The 16,558-nt window shown below is 66.2% G+C and carries 11 protein-coding genes and 1 tRNA gene; 9 read left to right on the top strand and 3 right to left on the bottom strand.

What is annotated here, in order from left to right:
* Positions 1–34 precede the first annotated feature (34 nt).
* Positions 35–2,947, top strand: a complete 2,913-nt coding sequence (tmk, locus tag GUY37_RS14085) for a dTMP kinase (protein WP_166826786.1) — start codon at positions 35–37, stop codon at positions 2,945–2,947.
* A gap of 1 nt (position 2,948) precedes the next feature.
* The gene (locus GUY37_RS14080; protein WP_166826783.1) at positions 2,949–4,106 is read left to right on the top strand and encodes a DNA polymerase III subunit delta'; all 1,158 of its coding nucleotides are present in this window, start codon (positions 2,949–2,951) and stop codon (positions 4,104–4,106) included.
* A gap of 39 nt (positions 4,107–4,145) precedes the next feature.
* Here the strand turns inward: GUY37_RS14080 and GUY37_RS14075 are convergent, their stop codons facing one another.
* Positions 4,146–5,264, bottom strand: a complete 1,119-nt coding sequence (locus tag GUY37_RS14075; protein WP_166826781.1) for a M20/M25/M40 family metallo-hydrolase — start codon at positions 5,262–5,264, stop codon at positions 4,146–4,148.
* A 210-nt stretch (positions 5,265–5,474) separates the two neighbouring features.
* Between GUY37_RS14075 and GUY37_RS14070 the strand changes: the two genes are divergently transcribed.
* Positions 5,475–5,547: transfer RNA gene (locus tag GUY37_RS14070), tRNA-Thr, on the top strand.
* 92 nt (positions 5,548–5,639) lie between these two features.
* On the opposite strand, the gene GUY37_RS14065 is transcribed toward GUY37_RS14070, so the two are convergent.
* Positions 5,640–6,044 carry a hypothetical protein gene (locus tag GUY37_RS14065; protein WP_166826778.1) on the bottom strand — a complete coding sequence of 135 codons (405 nt, stop codon included), beginning with the start codon at positions 6,042–6,044 and terminating at the stop codon, positions 5,640–5,642.
* Positions 6,045–6,329: 285 nt separating this feature from the next.
* Between GUY37_RS14065 and GUY37_RS14060 the strand changes: the two genes are divergently transcribed.
* The 3 genes from GUY37_RS14060 (at position 6,330) to GUY37_RS14050 (ending at position 10,762) form a co-directional block, all read left to right on the top strand.
* A complete protein-coding gene (locus GUY37_RS14060; RefSeq protein WP_166826775.1) occupies positions 6,330–7,538 on the top strand; it encodes an acetyl-CoA C-acetyltransferase in 1,209 nt (402 codons plus the stop codon).
* Position 7,539: 1 nt separating this feature from the next.
* A complete protein-coding gene (locus GUY37_RS14055; protein WP_166826771.1) occupies positions 7,540–9,702 on the top strand; it encodes a 3-hydroxyacyl-CoA dehydrogenase NAD-binding domain-containing protein in 2,163 nt (720 codons plus the stop codon).
* Positions 9,703–9,841: 139 nt separating this feature from the next.
* Positions 9,842–10,762: an NADP-dependent oxidoreductase gene (locus GUY37_RS14050; RefSeq protein WP_166826768.1), complete on the top strand. Its 921-nt coding sequence runs from the start codon at positions 9,842–9,844 to the stop codon at positions 10,760–10,762.
* Positions 10,763–10,826: 64 nt separating this feature from the next.
* On the opposite strand, the gene GUY37_RS14045 is transcribed toward GUY37_RS14050, so the two are convergent.
* Positions 10,827–11,453 (bottom strand): TetR/AcrR family transcriptional regulator, encoded by a 627-nt coding sequence (locus tag GUY37_RS14045; RefSeq protein ID WP_166826765.1) that lies wholly within the window; start codon positions 11,451–11,453, stop codon positions 10,827–10,829.
* 134 nt (positions 11,454–11,587) lie between these two features.
* On the opposite strand from GUY37_RS14045, the gene GUY37_RS14040 reads away from it, so the two are divergent.
* The 3 genes from GUY37_RS14040 to GUY37_RS14030 are packed head-to-tail and all read left to right on the top strand — an operon-like array spanning position 11,588 to position 16,466.
* Positions 11,588–13,201, top strand: a complete 1,614-nt coding sequence (locus tag GUY37_RS14040; RefSeq protein ID WP_166826763.1) for a carboxyl transferase domain-containing protein — start codon at positions 11,588–11,590, stop codon at positions 13,199–13,201.
* 23 nt (positions 13,202–13,224) lie between these two features.
* A complete protein-coding gene (locus tag GUY37_RS14035) occupies positions 13,225–15,246 on the top strand; it encodes an acetyl/propionyl/methylcrotonyl-CoA carboxylase subunit alpha (protein ID WP_166829811.1) in 2,022 nt (673 codons plus the stop codon).
* Positions 15,247–15,293: 47 nt separating this feature from the next.
* A complete protein-coding gene (locus tag GUY37_RS14030; RefSeq protein WP_166826760.1) occupies positions 15,294–16,466 on the top strand; it encodes an acyl-CoA dehydrogenase family protein in 1,173 nt (390 codons plus the stop codon).
* The last annotated feature ends 92 nt before the right edge of the window (positions 16,467–16,558 follow it).

The following is a 16,558-nucleotide window of genomic DNA, read 5'->3' as shown; positions in this document are numbered from 1 at the left end:
TGTCAGTCGGGGCAGATAGTGTAGGGCTGTGAGCATGTTGACGACTACAGGACACCGACTGCCCGGAGCCCCCGGCCGTTTGGTCACCGAGACCTCCGCCTGGGGCGCCCTGATCGCGCTCGTCGCGATCAGCTACGTCGTGGCAGGGACCAGCGGACTCGTCGCGACGGTGGGCGGACGTGCCTTCACCGCCATGGGGGAGTCCATCAGCGCCGGAGGATTCGACAATCAATCGGGCAGCCTGTCGCTGCTCATCGTCTTCGCCCTCTCCTGTGCCGGTCTCTTCATCCCCGCAAAGGTCTTCGCCTCCCGACCGCCCGCGGTGCGCAAGACCGCCCTGAGCATCTCCGCGATCATCGAAGCCGCACTCCTCATCGTCCTCAGCCTTGCGCCCAGCGCCTGGCTGACCTGGATCGCAGCCCTGTTCCTCGGCGCCGTGGTGGGTCTGCTCATGAGCATCAACCCGTTCCGACACGAAAAGCCGTGGCGCCGCGTCGGCATTCCCGCAGCCGTCCTCGTCTTCGTCTCCTGCGCCTTCCAGATCCTCGGTGGATCCACTGCCGGCACTCAATCGCTGGGTTGGGTGGCTCTGCTGGTGGGCATCGGCATGGCCGCCGGATCCGTCATCATCTTCCTCACCCCCGAACGCGCTCTGCACGCGGAGTCCGCGTCGACCGGTCAGTTCCCCGAGCTCAAAGCCCGGGTGGCCCGTCCCGCCGAGGCGATTGCGAACCCGTGGGTGTGCATCGGCCTCTTCGCCGTCCTGGGCGCCACCTTCATGCTCGCTCAGCCGACCGCGGTCGGCCACGGCTACGGTCAGGCCGGCTTCGCACTCATCATCGCCTGCTGCCTCGTCGGCTGGGCCATCGGATTCGAGATGGGACCGACCTTCGCCCCCGGAATGTCCCGTCCGCGCGTGTCCACCTTCGCTCTGCTCGTCTCGGGTGTGCTGCTGCTGGCCACCGGCGGAATCAACGAACTCTCAGGCAAGGTCGTGCTCTCGGCCGCGATCGCGTTCCTCGTCGGCATCGGCGTGCGCGCTCAGCCCTACGACTTCTCCCGCCGCTACGGTGCCGTCGCCGGGGCCGGCCTGGCACTGGTGATCAACGCACTCGACCTCGGCGGCACGGTCGAAGTCGGAGCGACCCCCGACTGGGTGCTGGCACCCAGCGACGTGGCGTTCCTCATCTTCGGCATCGCCGCCCTCATCGCCGGAATCATCGGGCTCTTCACCTTCGATCCGCACAGACTGCAGGGCCTGTCGGTCGACATCGTCCACGGATTCCGCCCACCCAGCCAGCCCGAGACCGCAGCCGGCGGACTCGGCAATTCGGCCGAACGCCTCGGCTCCGGGTTCTTCATCGCCATCGAGGGCGGGGACGGTTCCGGCAAGTCCACACAGATCAAACGCATCTCCGCCGCCCTGGCCGATGACGGCTATCACGTGGAATCCACCCGCGAACCCGGCGGCACCGAACTGGGGACGAAGATCCGTTCCGTCCTTTTCGACTCGGATCCGCCGAGCCCGCGGACCGAAGCGCTGCTCTTCGCCGCCGACCGTGCCCATCATGTGGCATCCCTGGTCGATCCCGGCCTCGACGCCGGAAACATCGTCATCACCGACCGGTACATCGATTCGACGATCGCCTATCAGTCGGCCGGTCGCAGCTTCGACGAGAAGACGATCCTCGCGCTGAGCCGGTGGGCCACCCAGGGGCTCGTGCCGAACCTGACGATCGTCCTCGACATCGAACCCGAGGTTGCGGCGGAGCGGATGGGCAAGCGCGGCGAAAGAAACTACCTCGACGAGGAGAACCAGCAGTTCCACCAGCGGGTTCGCCAGACCTACCTGTCCCGTGCGCACAAGGAACTCGACCGGTACGTCGTCCTCGACGCATCGATTGACGCCGATGAGCTCACCGAGCAGATCCTCGCCGCCATCCGCGCCCGCCTTCCGCAGACCCTGGTCAAACGCGACACCGGCACCGAGGCAGCTCCCGCCTCCGCATCGAACGCTGAGTCCGACAGAGGTCCGGAACGGGGTTCTGTACCGATCGCGGCCGTGGCCGCCGGGGACGTGCCCGAAGAGGGCACTTCGAGGGCGGCCGCGGACAGCGGCGAAGACCTCTCCGATGGCAGGTCCGCAGCTGCGGTCGATGACCGCGAATCTGAAGACGACGCAGTCGTCGGCAGCGCCGCGACTGCCGAAGAAGCCGCCGAGGACACAGATGACGGTGATGCGAGCGGCGATGACGCGGTGCATAAGCGCGGACCGCGTTTCGTTCCGGCCTCCGGCGATCGCTTCGTCCCGTCTGCCGTCTCCGACGCAGAGGCTGAGATCTCGGGCACCGTCCCCACCGAACGCGTCGACCTCGGCGCCGATCTGCGGGAGACACCGGCCGACTTCGCGAATGACCGGGGGCCCGGCGACAGAGGCGAAGCAGTCTCGGCGTCATCGGACGATTCCGATGCCGAGACCGATGACTCGGGATCCGGCTGGGTCGACGAGGACGCGGCGACCACGGTGCTGTCGACCCGCGGACACACCTCGGAAGCGATCATCGATGACAGCGACGATGCCGACGGAGTGCCGACGAACCGAATCACCACGGACGACGACGCGGAGACCCGAATCGTCGATCGAGTCGATCCCGAAGAAGCCGAAACGCGGGTGGTGCACCGGGCCGACTCGACTGACGAGACCGCTGCGGATGATTCGACCGACCTGAGCGTCGAATCGGCTGATGAGGGCTCGGCAGACGAGTCAGCCGACGGCTCGGGCGATGCCGGTGACGCAGAGACCACGGTCCTGCCGGCCCGCAGCGCACGAGAGATGAGCCGTGAGCGGCTGCAGGCCCAGGCGGAGATCGAACGTCAGGCTCGGGAGCGTCTGCGCAGACAGCGCGAACGCAGCAACCGCCGCTTCACCAACCCGGAGGATTCCTGAAGTGAGCGTCTTCGACGAACTCGTTGGGCAGGATGACGTCATCACCCAGCTCGGCTATGCCTTGGACAATCCGGCTGCGATGACCCACGCGTGGCTGTTCACCGGCCCGCCCGGTTCGGGTCGGTCGAATGCGGCTCGTGCCTTCGCCGCCGCCCTCATCTCCGGGGGTACGGAATCGAACGATGTGACCGCTCGGGTGCTGTCGGGCCATCACGAGTCTCTGACGATCATGTCGACCCAGAAGTCGGTCATCTCGATCGAAGAGGTCCGTGAACTCGTGTCCAAGGCACAAGCCTCGCCGGTGAATTCGAAATGGCGTGTCGTCATCATCGAAGACGCCGACCGGATGATGGAGCGGACCGCGAACGTGCTGCTCAAAGCCATCGAAGAGCCGCCTCCGGGAACCGTGTGGCTGCTGTGTGCACCGAGCCCGATCGACGTGCTCACCACCATCCGGTCGCGGTGTCGTCCGGTGCGACTGCGCATCCCCTCCAGGGATGCCGTGGCGCAGCTGCTGATGCAGCGTGACAACGTCGATGAGGATCGTGCCCGATGGGCCGCGGCCGTGGCCCAAAACCACATCGGGCGCGCGAAATACCTGGCGCTCAATGAGTCGGCTGATGCCGAACGCAGACAGATCCTCGCCATCCCCGGCAAACTCACCTCGGTGGGGGCGACGATCCGCTTGGCCGGTCGCATCGTCGACGCCGCAGCGGAGACCGCGAAATCACGTGTCGAAGAACGCAATGCCGCAGAACGCACGCAGCTTCTGACCACTCTGGGCGTCGAAGGAGAGAAGACGATCCCGCCCTCGGCCAGAGCGCAGATCAGGAAGCTCGAGGAGGAGCAGAAACGTCGCTCGGTGCGAGCCCGCAACGATGAGCTCGACCGGATCTTCCTCGAACTCATGAGCCTCTACCGCGACATCCTCATGTACCAGCTGGGGATTCGAGACGGGTGGATCAACGCCGGCGAGGTCGATCTCATCGCCGAGCAGGCGAACCGGGACGGCCCCGACACCACTTTGCTGCGCATCGACGCCATCACCGAGGCCCGGCAGCGTCTGCAGACGAACATGTCGCCGGTGCTCATCGTCGAGGCGGCCTTCGTGCTGCTGTCGAATCCGTGGCTGCAGGAAGACCGCACCGGCGCACTCTGATCGCCGACGGTTGAGCGCGCCGGGGGAGTGGCCGAGTGCTCAGCAGTCGCCGAGGAGTTCTGCGACGAGTGCCGCGGTGAGTTCGATGCGTCGGGGAATCCAGATCTGCAGAGCGTGTTCGGTCCGGGCGTGGGAACCTCCGCCGACGGTGCCGAGTCCGTCGAGGGTCGGGGTCCCGACTCCGGCGGTGAAGTTGCCGTCCGACCCGCCGCCGACTGCGACCGACCGCAGCGGGGGATGTCCGAGTCGACCGGCCAGTCGCTGGGCACGGGCGTAGAGGCCCATCGCCATGTCCTCTTCGAGCGGGGCACGGTTGATTCCGCCCTTGAGTTCGATCTTCGCGCCGGCGACTGTGGGCGTCAGAGCGCGTAGGGCGTCATCGATGCGCACCTGTTCATCCGCCGAGGCGGCTCTGGAGTCGATGCCGACAACGGCTTTGGCAGGCACAGTGTTCGTGGTCGATCCGCTGGTCATCACGGTCGGGACGACGGAGGTCCCAACCGAGGGTTTGTGCAGTGCGGCGATCTCAATGACCTGGTTGGCCACTTCGATGGTGGAGTTGATGCCCTTCTCCGGCTCGACTCCGGCATGCGATGCCAGACCGGTGACTGCGAGCTGGTAGATCGCAACACCCTTGCGAGCGATCTTGACAGCACCGTCGGCGGCGCCGCTCTCGAACACGAGAGCGGCTCCAGCCCCGCGTGCTTCGTCCTCGATGATCTGCCGGGAGCCCGGGGAACCGAGTTCTTCATCGGCGGTGATGAGGAGGCTGACACCGTCGAGTGTGCCGAGTTCGGCACGGACCTTCGCCAGCGCGTAGACGGCGATGAGCAGTCCGCCCTTCATATCATCGGCGCCGGGTCCGCGGACCACTCCGTCCCTGACCGAGTACGGGAAGTCTGCGAGCGTTCCGGTGGGCCAGACGGTGTCGTGGTGGCCGATGAGCACGACCTTGCGCGGGCCGTTGCCGAAGCGCCACAGGACATGCGGGTGGCCGTTGGTTTCGATGAGGCGAGGTGCCGCCCCGAGCATTCCGGTGCCGATGCGCGAGACGAGCCGGGCGCTGCGGGCCAGTGAAGGGAGGTCGTTGGAGAACGACTCGCATTCGATGAGCGCCTGGAAATCACTCATGAAGTCGTCGGAGTCGAACTCTGCCATGGATGTCTCTCCCTCTCGCCTGTGCATCAACTGTCATTTCAAGGTTAACGGGTGCCGGTTCGCGGCCCGACGGCACCCGGTCGACGACGCGTGAGGGGCTCGGTCATCGCCTGTAGAACAGGGAGTGACGAAGCTCTCTGTCGGAACCGCAGAGAAGCGCATTCTTCGTTTTGACCCCTGGCAGAGAAGTTGGCTAAAGTTGGTTCGGTTGCCGCCTTAGCTCAGTCGGCAGAGCGATTCACTCGTAATGAATAGGTCGCGGGTTCGATTCCCGCAGGCGGCTCGGCAACAGCCCCTCTGATCAGCAGAAATGATGATCAGAGGGGCATTTTGCATCCGTCGAGTCTGCGCCGAGGACGCGAGACCCTCAGACGCTCAGCGCTTCTTCACGGGCTTGAACGACGTCGAGCACTTCCACGTCGTCTTGCCTTTCTTTGCGGTGACGGTCACGGAAACCTTCTTCCCCGGTGTCGCCCCGGAAATATAGTACTTGAGCGAGGCCTTGCCCTTCTTCGACGCGGTGGCCTTCTTCTTGGTCTTCGTCGTCTTGTAGTGAGCGAGAGTCTCGACCTTGGCCTTCGACCCGACCTTCGAGACGTTGACCCAGGTGTTCGAGTACTGGCGCGGCTTCGAGTTCGACATCTTCACCGCGCACTTCTTCGTCGCAGCCTCGGCAGGAGCCGCGTCGACGGCGATGGGGCCGGCGAGAAGGCCGACGGCCAGAGTGAGTGCCAAGAGCTTCGAGCCCGTCTTCGTGCGGGCAGGGGTGGTCAAGGACATGATTCTCCAAGGGGATCAGAACTGATGAGTCGAGCTATCTTAACCACTGCTGCTGTCTCCCAGTGCTGGCGAAGCGACTCCGCCGAAGATCTGTTATCAGTTCGAAAGGTCGGAGGAGGCGATCACCTCACCCGTGCCACTTCGGTCCACGGCCGTGCCATGCCCCGGACGGGGCCAGCGTGTGTTGCTCGTCACCAGAAACTGATACACAATGGAACGTGCGAATGTTACTGAACGATCGATCAGATCTTGTGGTCGGTCTTCCACCCAGACTGTGAGGAACACATGAGCGAAGCGTTCATCTATGACGCAGTGCGCACCCCACGCGGTAAGAACCGCGGAGGTGCGCTGCACAGCGTCAAACCCATCGATCTCGTGACCGGGCTCATCGACGCAATTCGAGAGCGCAACCCCGATCTCGACGACAAAGCCATCGACGACATGGTCCTCGGCGTCGTCTCGCCTGTCGGTGAACAGGGCGGGGACATCGCCCGAACTGCGGCGCTCGTGGCGGGACTCGACGAGTCCGTTGCCGGTGTTCAGATCAACCGTTTCTGCGCCTCCGGGCTCGAAGCGGTCAACCTCGCCGCGCAGAAGGTCGGCAGCGGTTTCGAGAGCCTCGTCCTCGCCGGCGGCGTCGAGTCGATGTCGCGCGTACCGCTGGGATCCGATGGCGGAGCGTGGGCGCAGGACCCGACGACGAACTACGACACATACTTCGTCCCACAGGGCATCGGTGCCGACCTCATCGCCACCACCGAAGGCTTCTCTCGCACTGACGTCGACGCCTTCGCCGCCGAGTCTCAGGCCCGTGCCGCGACTGCCTGGGAGAACGGGTACTTCGAGAAGTCGATCATCCCCGTCAAGGACATCAACGGAGTGACTCTCCTCGACACCGATGAGCACATGCGCCCGGGATCGACCGTGGAATCGCTGTCCTCGTTGAACCCGGCGTTCACCAAGGTCGCCGCCCAAGCCGGATTCGACGAGGTGGCGCTGCAGAAGTACCACTGGGTCGAGGCCATCGATCACGTCCACACCGCAGCGAACTCCTCGGGCATCGTCGACGGCGCCAGCCTCGTCATCGTCGGCGACGGTGAGGTGGGCAAGACGATGGGCATGAAGCCGCGTGCCCGCGTGGTCGCCACCGCAGTGACCGGTTCTGAACCGACCATCATGCTCACCGGTCCGACTCCCGCCACCCGGAAGGTCCTCGACAAGGCCGGGCTGACCGTGGACGACATCGACCTGTTCGAGCTCAACGAGGCCTTCGCCGCCGTCGTGCTCAAATGGATGCGGGATCTCAACATCCCCCACCAGAAGGTCAACGTCAACGGCGGCGCCATCGCTATGGGGCACCCGCTCGGAGCCACCGGAGCCATGATTCTGGGCACCGTCCTCGACGAACTCGAACGGCGCGACCTGGGGCGCGGACTCGTCACCCTGTGCATCGGTGGCGGCATGGGCATCGCGACGATCATCGAAAGGGTCTGACATGACGAACACCGAATACTCCCACACCACTGACTCCGACGGTATCGTCACAGTCGTCGTCGACGATCCGAACGCCAAGGTCAACACCATGAACGACCACTTCACGGCCGCCCTCGAGGGCACCGTGAACTGGCTCGAGGCCCACGTCGATGACATCACAGGCGTCATCATCACTTCCGCGAAGAAGACCTTCTTCGCGGGAGGCGACCTCAACAAACTGCGTGCGGCAGACCCGGAGAACTCCGCGGCCGAGGCGGCGCAGACCAACCACGTGAAGTCGCTCCTGCGCCGGCTCGAGACCTTGGGCAAGCCGGTCGTGGCCGCCGTCAACGGCGCAGCCCTGGGCGGCGGACTGGAGCTCGCACTTGCCACCCACCATCGGATCGCAGCTGAGGATGTCTCGAGCCTGCGCGTGGGCTTCCCCGAAGTCTCACTCGGACTGCTTCCCGGGGGCGGCGGCGTCGCGAGGACCGTTCGTCTCATCGGGCTCCAGAACGCACTGCAGAAGGCGATTCTGCCTTCGACGAAGTTCAAGGCGGCTGATGCCCTCGAACTGGGACTCGTCGATGAGCTGGCACCGGCCGATGAGCTCGTCGACCGCGCCAAGTCCTGGGTCAAGGCCAATCCCGAGGCGGCTCAGCCCTGGGACGTCAAAGGCTTCAAGATCCCCGGCGGATCACCGGCCTCCCCCTCGCTGGGAGCCATGCTTCCCGCTCTGCCGGCTCTGCTGCGCCGCCAAACCAAGGGCGCACCGATGCCGGCCCCGCGTGCTGCCATCGCCGCGGCGGTCGAAGGCGCCTATGTCGACATCGACACGGCCCTGGACGTCGAGACCCGCTACTTCGTCCATCTCACCCACACCCCGGTGGCGAAGAACATGATCAAGGCCTTCTTCTTCGACCTCGGCCACATCAACTCCGGCGGCTCGCGCCCCGACGGCGTCACACCTCGACAGGTGAAGAAGCTCGGTGTGATCGGTGCTGGCATGATGGGAGCTGCGATCGCCTACAGCGCCGCGAAATCAGGCATCGAGGTCGTGCTCAAAGACGTCGAACTCGCCAACGCGGAGAAGGGCAAGGCCTACGCAGCCAAACGTGAGGAGTCGGCCCTGGCCAAGGGCAAGACCACCGAGGCGAAGTCGCAGGCCGTCCTCGAACGGATCACACCGAGCGCCTCGGCCGAGGACTTCGCCGGAGTCGACTTCGTCATCGAAGCGGTCTTCGAATCCGTCGACCTCAAGCAGAAGGTGTTCCAGGAGATCCAGGACATCGTCGACCCCGACGCGGTTCTGGGCTCGAACACCTCGACCCTGCCGATCACCGACCTGGCCAAGGGCGTCACCCGGGACAAGGACTTCATCGGCGTCCATTTCTTCTCGCCCGCCGACAAGATGCCGCTGGTCGAGATCATCTGCGGAGAGAACACCTCCGACGAGGTCCTCGCCCGCACCGTCGACCTCGTGCAGCAGATCAAGAAGACTCCGATCGTCGTCAACGACTCGCGCGGATTCTTCACCTCCCGCGTCATCGGCACCTTCATCGCCGAGGCGGTCGCCGCCGTCGGCGAAGGTGTGGAGCCTGCCAGCGTGGAACAGGCGGCCCTGCAGGCCGGATACCCCACCGGTGCCCTGCAGCTGCTCGACGAGTTGACGCTGACGCTGTCGCAGAAGATCAATCAGGAGACCCGCGACGCGGTCGAGGCCGCAGGCGGCACGTGGGTCTCCCACCCCTCCGAGGTCGTCTTCGACTGGATGGTCGAGCAGGGACGGACAGGACGCAAGGACGGCGCCGGCTTCTACGACTACGACGAGAGCGGCAAGCGCACCGCGCTGTGGCAGGGCGTGCGCGAGAAGTACGAGTCCGGGTCGAACGATCAGCCCTTCGCCGACCTGCAGGAGCGGATGCTCTTCGCCGAGGCGATCGAGACGATCAGATGCCTCGACGAGGGGGTGCTCACCTCGGTGCCGGATGCGAACATCGGTTCGATCTTCGGCATCGGATTCCCCGCCTGGACCGGCGGTGTGCTCCAGTACGTCAACCAGTACGAAGGCGGACTGGCCGGCTTCGTCGACCGGGCGAATGATCTGGCCGCGAAGTACGGCGAGCACTTCACCCCGCCGGCCTCGCTGGTCGAGCGTGCGAAGACCGGTCAGACCTACGAGTAGATCGCCGGTCAGCTAGGCCTCTCCTGCCCCGACGGTCGCCGAGGCGGGGCAGGCACCTGGAATAGCCCGATGGCCTTCCGGTGTTGTGCAGTCACGCTGACAACTCAGTGTCACTGACATCTACCGGAAGGCCATTGCTATGCGCGCCGCCGTCTATGACGCTTACACCGAGAACTTCGACGACATCACGGTCCGGGAGCTGCCCGACCCGAAGGTGCCCCCGGCCTCAGTGCTCATCGAGGTCAGAGCTGCAGGGGTCAACCCTGTGGACTGGAAGCTCGTCGGCGGCCACCTCGATCCGATCATGCCCACACAGTTCCCCGTCACCCCGGGTTGGGACGTCGCCGGCGTCGTCGTCGGCCTCGGATTCGACACCCCGGAATTCTCGATCGGTGATGAGGTCGTCGCGTACGCGCGCAAGGACGTGCTGAGCGGCGGAACCTTCGCCGAGAAGGTCGCGGTCCCGGTCCATTCCGTGGCCGCGAAGCCGAATAGCCTGAGCTGGGAACAGACAGGCGGTCTGCCCCTGGCCGGCGGAACAGCTCTGCGCACCCTCGAGTCCCTCGGCGACCTGGAAGGCAGGACCGTACTCATCCACGGCGCATCCGGGGGAGTCGGCAGTTTCGCCGTGCAGATCGCCCGCGCCGTCGGCGCTCGAGTCATCGGCACCGCGTCCGAAGCCAATCATGAATACCTGCGCGGACTCGGCGCCGAGCCCGTGACCTACGGCGACGGCCTGGTCGAGCGCGTCCTCGAGGCCGCCGGCGGCAAGGTCGACGGGGTCGCGGACTTCGTCGGGGGAGTCCTCGACAACACCCTGGCCGTGCTCGCCGAGGGCGGTGCGCACGCCTCGGTGGCCGATCCCAGCGTCGCCGAGCACGGCGGACGCTACATCTGGGTGCGTCCCGACGGCTCCGAGACTGCTCGCCTCGGTCTCCTCGTCGACGAAGGGAAACTCACCGTCGACGTCGCAGGCACCTACGGTCTCGACCAAGTTCCGCAGGCCTTCAAGGACAGCGCCACCGGACACGTCCGCGGCAAGCTCGTCATCGTGCCCTGAATATCGGCTATACCGTCCTCGGTGATCGAAATATCGCCGAGGCGGGACTCGGCTGATCCGGTGATCAGCTGAGTCCCAGCGCCGCAGCCGCTGCGGCGCGCAGTTCGACCCCGACCACCTCGGCGCTGGAGCGTCGGGCCTGGTGCGGGGTCGAATTCATCATTCCGAACGCCGCGTGGACGCGCACCGTGGACGCCTCAAGAGTCCACGCCGGGTGGGCGGCCTCGACGACCTCTGCCCACCGGCTGACATAGGCGCGCTGCAGGCGGCGCACGGTCCGCCGCGATTCGTCCGGCAGCGCCTCGAGATCGCGGTCCTGGATGCGGATGAGCTCGGGCTCGCTCATGGCGAAGTCGACGTGGAAGTCGATGAGGCGACGCAGGGTCCGGGCCGCCTCGGTGGGGGAGATCCCCGAGGCGGTGTCGCAGGCCGCGGCGACGATCTCCTCGCCTCCGGACTGCAGATAGGCGGAGATGCCGACGAGCAGCTCTTCGAGCACGGCCTCCTTCGACGAGAAGTGCCGGTACACCGCCGGCGCCGAGATCCCCGCGCCCTTGCCCAGGTCGTCGAGACGCACCCCGTGGAAGCCGTGTCGGGCATAGAGCGTCTTCGCGACCTCGAGCAGCTGCTCGCGCCTGGCTGCCTTCGCCGCTGCCCGCGCCGTCGGCTTGGCCTCGTCCGAGATCGACATCCGGCCTCCTTCCCTGAGCCTGATGCCCACCGTCGCGGACGACGTCGGTGCGGTCTGGCTCGTGCGTTGTCAGTTCTGCCTGTGAGCAGTATCATAGCAGTCAGTTAAGAATCATTAACTGAAATGAGGATGGAATGAGAGCAGTGGGAACTGCGGTCAGTCCGGCGACGGGGCAGGTCAACTCCGAGGCCCACGCCGAACTCATCGCCGAACTCCGGGAGCGCATTGCGGCCACAGCCCGCGGCGGTTCCGAGAAGTCCAGGCAGCGCCATATCGATCGCGGAAAGCTGCTGCCGCGTGAGCGCGTCGAACATCTCCTCGACCCCGGCACGCCCTTCCTCGAACTCTCTCCGCTGGCCGCCAACGGCATGTACGATGACGCCAGCCCGGGCGCCGGAATCATCACCGGAATCGGGCGGGTCGCCGGTCGCGAATGCGTGATCGTGGCCAATGACGCCACCGTCAAGGGCGGAACCTACTACCCGGTGACCGTGAAGAAGCACCTCCGGGCTCAGGAAGTCGCCAAAGAGAACAGCCTTCCGTGCATCTACCTCGTCGACTCCGGTGGCGCGAACCTGCCGAATCAGGACGACGTCTTCCCCGACCGGGAGCACTTCGGTCGCATCTTCTTCAACCAGGCCACCCTCTCAGCTGCCGGAATCCCGCAGCTGGCCGCCGTCATGGGCTCCTGCACCGCCGGCGGCGCCTACGTCCCGGCCATGGCCGACGAATCGATCATCGTCTCCGAACAGGGCACGATCTTCCTCGGCGGCCCACCCCTGGTCAAGGCCGCCACCGGCGAGGAAGTCACCGCCGAAGAGCTTGGCGGCGGCGCGCTGCACTCCCGGGTCTCCGGCGTCACCGACCACCTCGCGGCCAACGACCCCCATGCGCTGGAGATCATGCGGGACATCGTCTCCACGCTCGGGCCGAAGAACACTCCGAACTGGGAGGTCGTCGAACCGCGCGACCCCGCACACGCGCCGGAGGAGCTCACCTCCGTCGTGCCCGTCGATTCGCGCACCCCTTACGATGTCCGCGAGGTCATCGCCCGCCTCGTCGACGGATCCGATTTCCACGAGTTCAAGGCCGAATACGGGACGAGCCTCGTCACCGGATTCGCTCATCTGAACGGGCACCCGGTGGGCATCGTCGCCAACAACGGCATCCTGTTCGGCGAATCCGCGCAGAAGGGCGCCCACTTCATCGAGCTCTGCGATCAGCGCAGCGTGCCCCTGGTCTTCCTGCAGAACATCTCCGGCTTCATGGTCGGCCGCGATTACGAGGCCGGTGGAATCGCCAAGCACGGAGCGAAGATGGTCAACGCCGTCGCCACCGCCCGTGTGCCGAAGTTCACCGTCGTCATCGGGGGCTCCTTCGGCGCCGGAAACTACTCGATGTGCGGCCGCGCCTACTCGCCGAGGTTCCTGTGGATGTGGCCCAACGCCCGCATCTCCGTGATGGGCGGCGAGCAGGCGGCCAGCGTGCTCTCCACCGTCAGACGCGACCAGCTCGAAGCCCGCGGGGAAGAGTGGTCCGCTGCGGACGAAGACGCATTCAAACAGCCCATCCGCGACCAGTACGAGGCCCAGGGCAACCCGTACTATTCGACGGCACGCCTCTGGGACGACGGAATCATCGAACCCGGTGACACCCGCCAGGTCCTGGCCCTGGCCCTCGAAATCGCCCGCTTCGGACCGATGGAACGCCCGCTGAACGCCAGCGGCTACGGCGTTTTCAGAATGTGAGCCCCGCAATGCCGACACCACGAATGTTCACAACCGTCCTCATCGCCAACCGCGGCGAGATCGCTCTGCGCGTCATCCGCACCTGCCGCCGCCTGGGCATCCGCACCGTCGCCGTCTACTCCGACGCCGACGCCCACGCCGCCCACGTCAAGGCCGCCGACGTCGCCGTCCGCCTCGGGCCGGCGGCGGCCTCCGAGTCCTACCTGCGCATCGACAAGGTCATCGACGCCGCTCAGTCGACCGGGGCCGAGGCCATCCACCCCGGCTACGGCTTCCTGTCGGAGAACGCCGAGTTCTCCGCCGCCTGCGCCGAGGCCGGAATCGTCTTCCTCGGTCCCGGTGCCGACGCGATTCGGACGATGGGTGACAAGATCACCGCGAAGCAGGCCGTGTCCTCTCGCGGAGTGCCCCTGGTGCCCGGCACGAAGGACGCCGCCATGAGCGATGACGCCCTCATCGCCGCCTCGGACGACATCGGCTTCCCCGTGCTCATCAAACCCTCCGCCGGCGGCGGCGGCAAAGGCATGCACGCGGTCTTCGAAGCCGACAAGCTGGCCGAAGCGCTGAAGACCGCGCGCCGCGAGGCCGCGAGCTCTTTCGGTGACGACACACTGTTCCTCGAACGCCTGGTCGCCACCCCGCGCCATATCGAAGTCCAGATCATGGCGGATGCTAACGGCAACGTCATCCACCTCGGTGAACGCGAATGCTCCCTGCAGCGCCGCCACCAGAAGGTCATCGAGGAGGCCCCCTCGGCCCTGCTCGACGAAGAGACCCGCGCCCGGATCGGCAAGGCCGCCTGCGAGACCGCGAAGTCCGTGGGCTATGTCGGAGCCGGCACCGTCGAGTTCATCGTCGGCGCCGACCGACCCGACGAGTTCTTCTTCATGGAGATGAATACCCGCCTGCAGGTCGAACACCCCGTCACCGAGGAGGTCACCGGGGTCGACCTCGTCGAACTCCAGCTGCTCGTCGGAACCGGTGCACCGCTGCCGCTGGCCCAGGACGACATCACGATGACCGGGCATTCGATCGAGGCCCGCATCTATGCCGAGGATCCCTCGCGCGGATTCCTGCCCACCGGCGGTCGCGCCCTCGATGTCGTCTTCCCGGAAGGAGAGGGCATCCGCGTGGACGCCGGGCTCAAAGCCGGGCAGACCATCGCCTCGGACTACGACCCGATGATCGCCAAGCTCATCGTCCGCGCCGATGACCGCGCCCAGGCCATCGCCCGCCTCGATTCCGCGCTCGCCGCCTCGGCGGTTCCGGGAATCGTGACGAACATCGACTTCCTGCGCGTCCTCATGAGCCTGCCCGAAGTCGTCGCCGGTGACCTCGACACCTCACTCATCGACAACCTCGGCGAGGATCAGCTGGCGCACACCGCCGGTGAGATCCACGCGCAGCTGGCGGCGGCAGCCGTCACGGCCACCGGGGGAGCGGCCGGCACGACCCTCACCGGGCCGGTCACGGCAGCCGAGCTCTCCGCGAATCTGTCGGCCGCCTCGGCGTGGGCCGGACCGAGTGCCTGGCGCAGCTCCCGACCGGACTTCCGCCCTACGGTGGCCCTGGCGACCGGCGGGCAGACGACCGAGGTCGACGCCAGTGCTGCAGCCGTCGACGTCGATGCCGACGGTCTGTGGCATGTCACCCTCGGCGGGATCCAGCACACTGCGCGGATCTTCTCCGATGCCCGCGACCGCAGCATCTGGGTCAGCACCGACTCCGGCATCCGTGTCTTCACCCGGCCGCTGGCGGATTCCTCGCTGACGCCGGGGCTCGAAGGCGCGGAAGTGCTCGCGCCGATGCCGGGATCCGTTGTGGCCATCCGGGTCGAATCCGGCGACACCGTCGCCCAGGGCGACCCGCTCGTCGTCGTCGAGGCGATGAAGATGGAGCACGTGCTCACAGCGCCCGCCGACGGGATCGTCACCGTCGTCGCCGTCGAAGGGGCTCAGGTCGGACTCGACGAGGTGCTCGCCACCGTCGTCGACGAAGCCGCTGCCGAGGCCGCCGCGGACACCGGCGAGACCGCCGCCGAATGATCACCAGTCATCTCAACCACAACCACGCCACAAGCGGGGAGGAAACAATGGAGACCTTTGTTCCGGGCATGCTGCCCGAAGAATACGAAGACCTGCGCCAGGGCGTCGCGAAGTTCGCCGACGAAGAGGTCGCGCCCGTCTCGGCCGAACTCGACGCCAAGCACGAGTTCCCCTACGAGCTCGTCGCGAAGATGGGCGAGATGGGCCTGTTCGGCCTGCCCTTCGACGAAGAGTACGGCGGAATGGGCGGCGACTACTTCGCCCTGTGCCTGGCCATCGAGGAACTCGGCCGGGTCAACCAGTCCCTGGCCATCACCCTCGAAGCCGGCGTCTCGCTCGGTGCGATGCCGATCTACCGATTCGGCACCGAAGAGCAGAAGAGGGAATGGCTGCCGGGACTCACCGACGCCTCGGGTCTGGCCGCCTTCGGCCTGACCGAACCCGAAGCCGGATCCGATGCCGGAGGTACTCGCACCAAGGCCACGCTGGAGGGCGGCGCCTGGACGATCAACGGCAGCAAGTGCTTCATCACGAACTCCGGCACCGACATCACCCGCCTGGTCACCGCCACCGCCGTGACCGGAACCCGAACCTCTGGTTCGGGCCGCGAAGTGCCTGAGATCTCGACGATCATGATCCCGACCGGCACACCGGGCTTCACCGCCGAACCGGCTTATGACAAGGTCGGCTGGAACTCCTCGGACACGCACCCGCTGACGTTCGACAATGTGCAGGTGCCCGAAGAGAACCTGCTCGGTGAGCGCGGCCGCGGCTACGCGAACTTCCTGCGCATCCTCGACGAGGGTCGCATCGCAGTGGGCGCACTGGCCGTCGGCGCCGCTCAGGGCTGCGTCGACGAATCCGTGAAGTATGCGAAGGAACGCCGGGCCTTCGGCAAGCCGATCGGCGACTTCCAGGGCATCTCCTTCAAGATCGCCCGCATGGAAGCTCGTGTCGTCGCCGCTCGCTCGGCGTACTACCTCGCGGCCTCGCGGATGCTGGCCGGACTGCCGTTCAAGAAGGAAGCCGCCATCGCCAAGATGATCGCCGGTGAGGCGGCCATGGACAATGCGCGTGACGCCACTCAGATCCACGGCGGCTACGGCTTCATGAACGAATACCTCGTCTCCCGCCACTACCGCGACTCGAAGATCCTCGAAGTCGGCGAAGGCACCACCGAGGTCCAGCTCATGCTCATCGCCCGCGAACTCGGACTCTGATCCGCACTCGCACCTACCGATCGCCCGCCGAGGCGGACCCGCATCTCCGTACGGACGTGCAGGGCCGCCTCGGCGGGCGATATTCTGATCCG

This window comes from Brevibacterium limosum (genome assembly GCF_011617705.1).
Lineage (GTDB): Bacteria > Actinomycetota > Actinomycetes > Actinomycetales > Brevibacteriaceae > Brevibacterium > Brevibacterium limosum.
The sequence above is the reverse complement of the archived record's forward strand: the minus strand, read 5'-3'. Positions and strand labels throughout refer to the sequence as shown.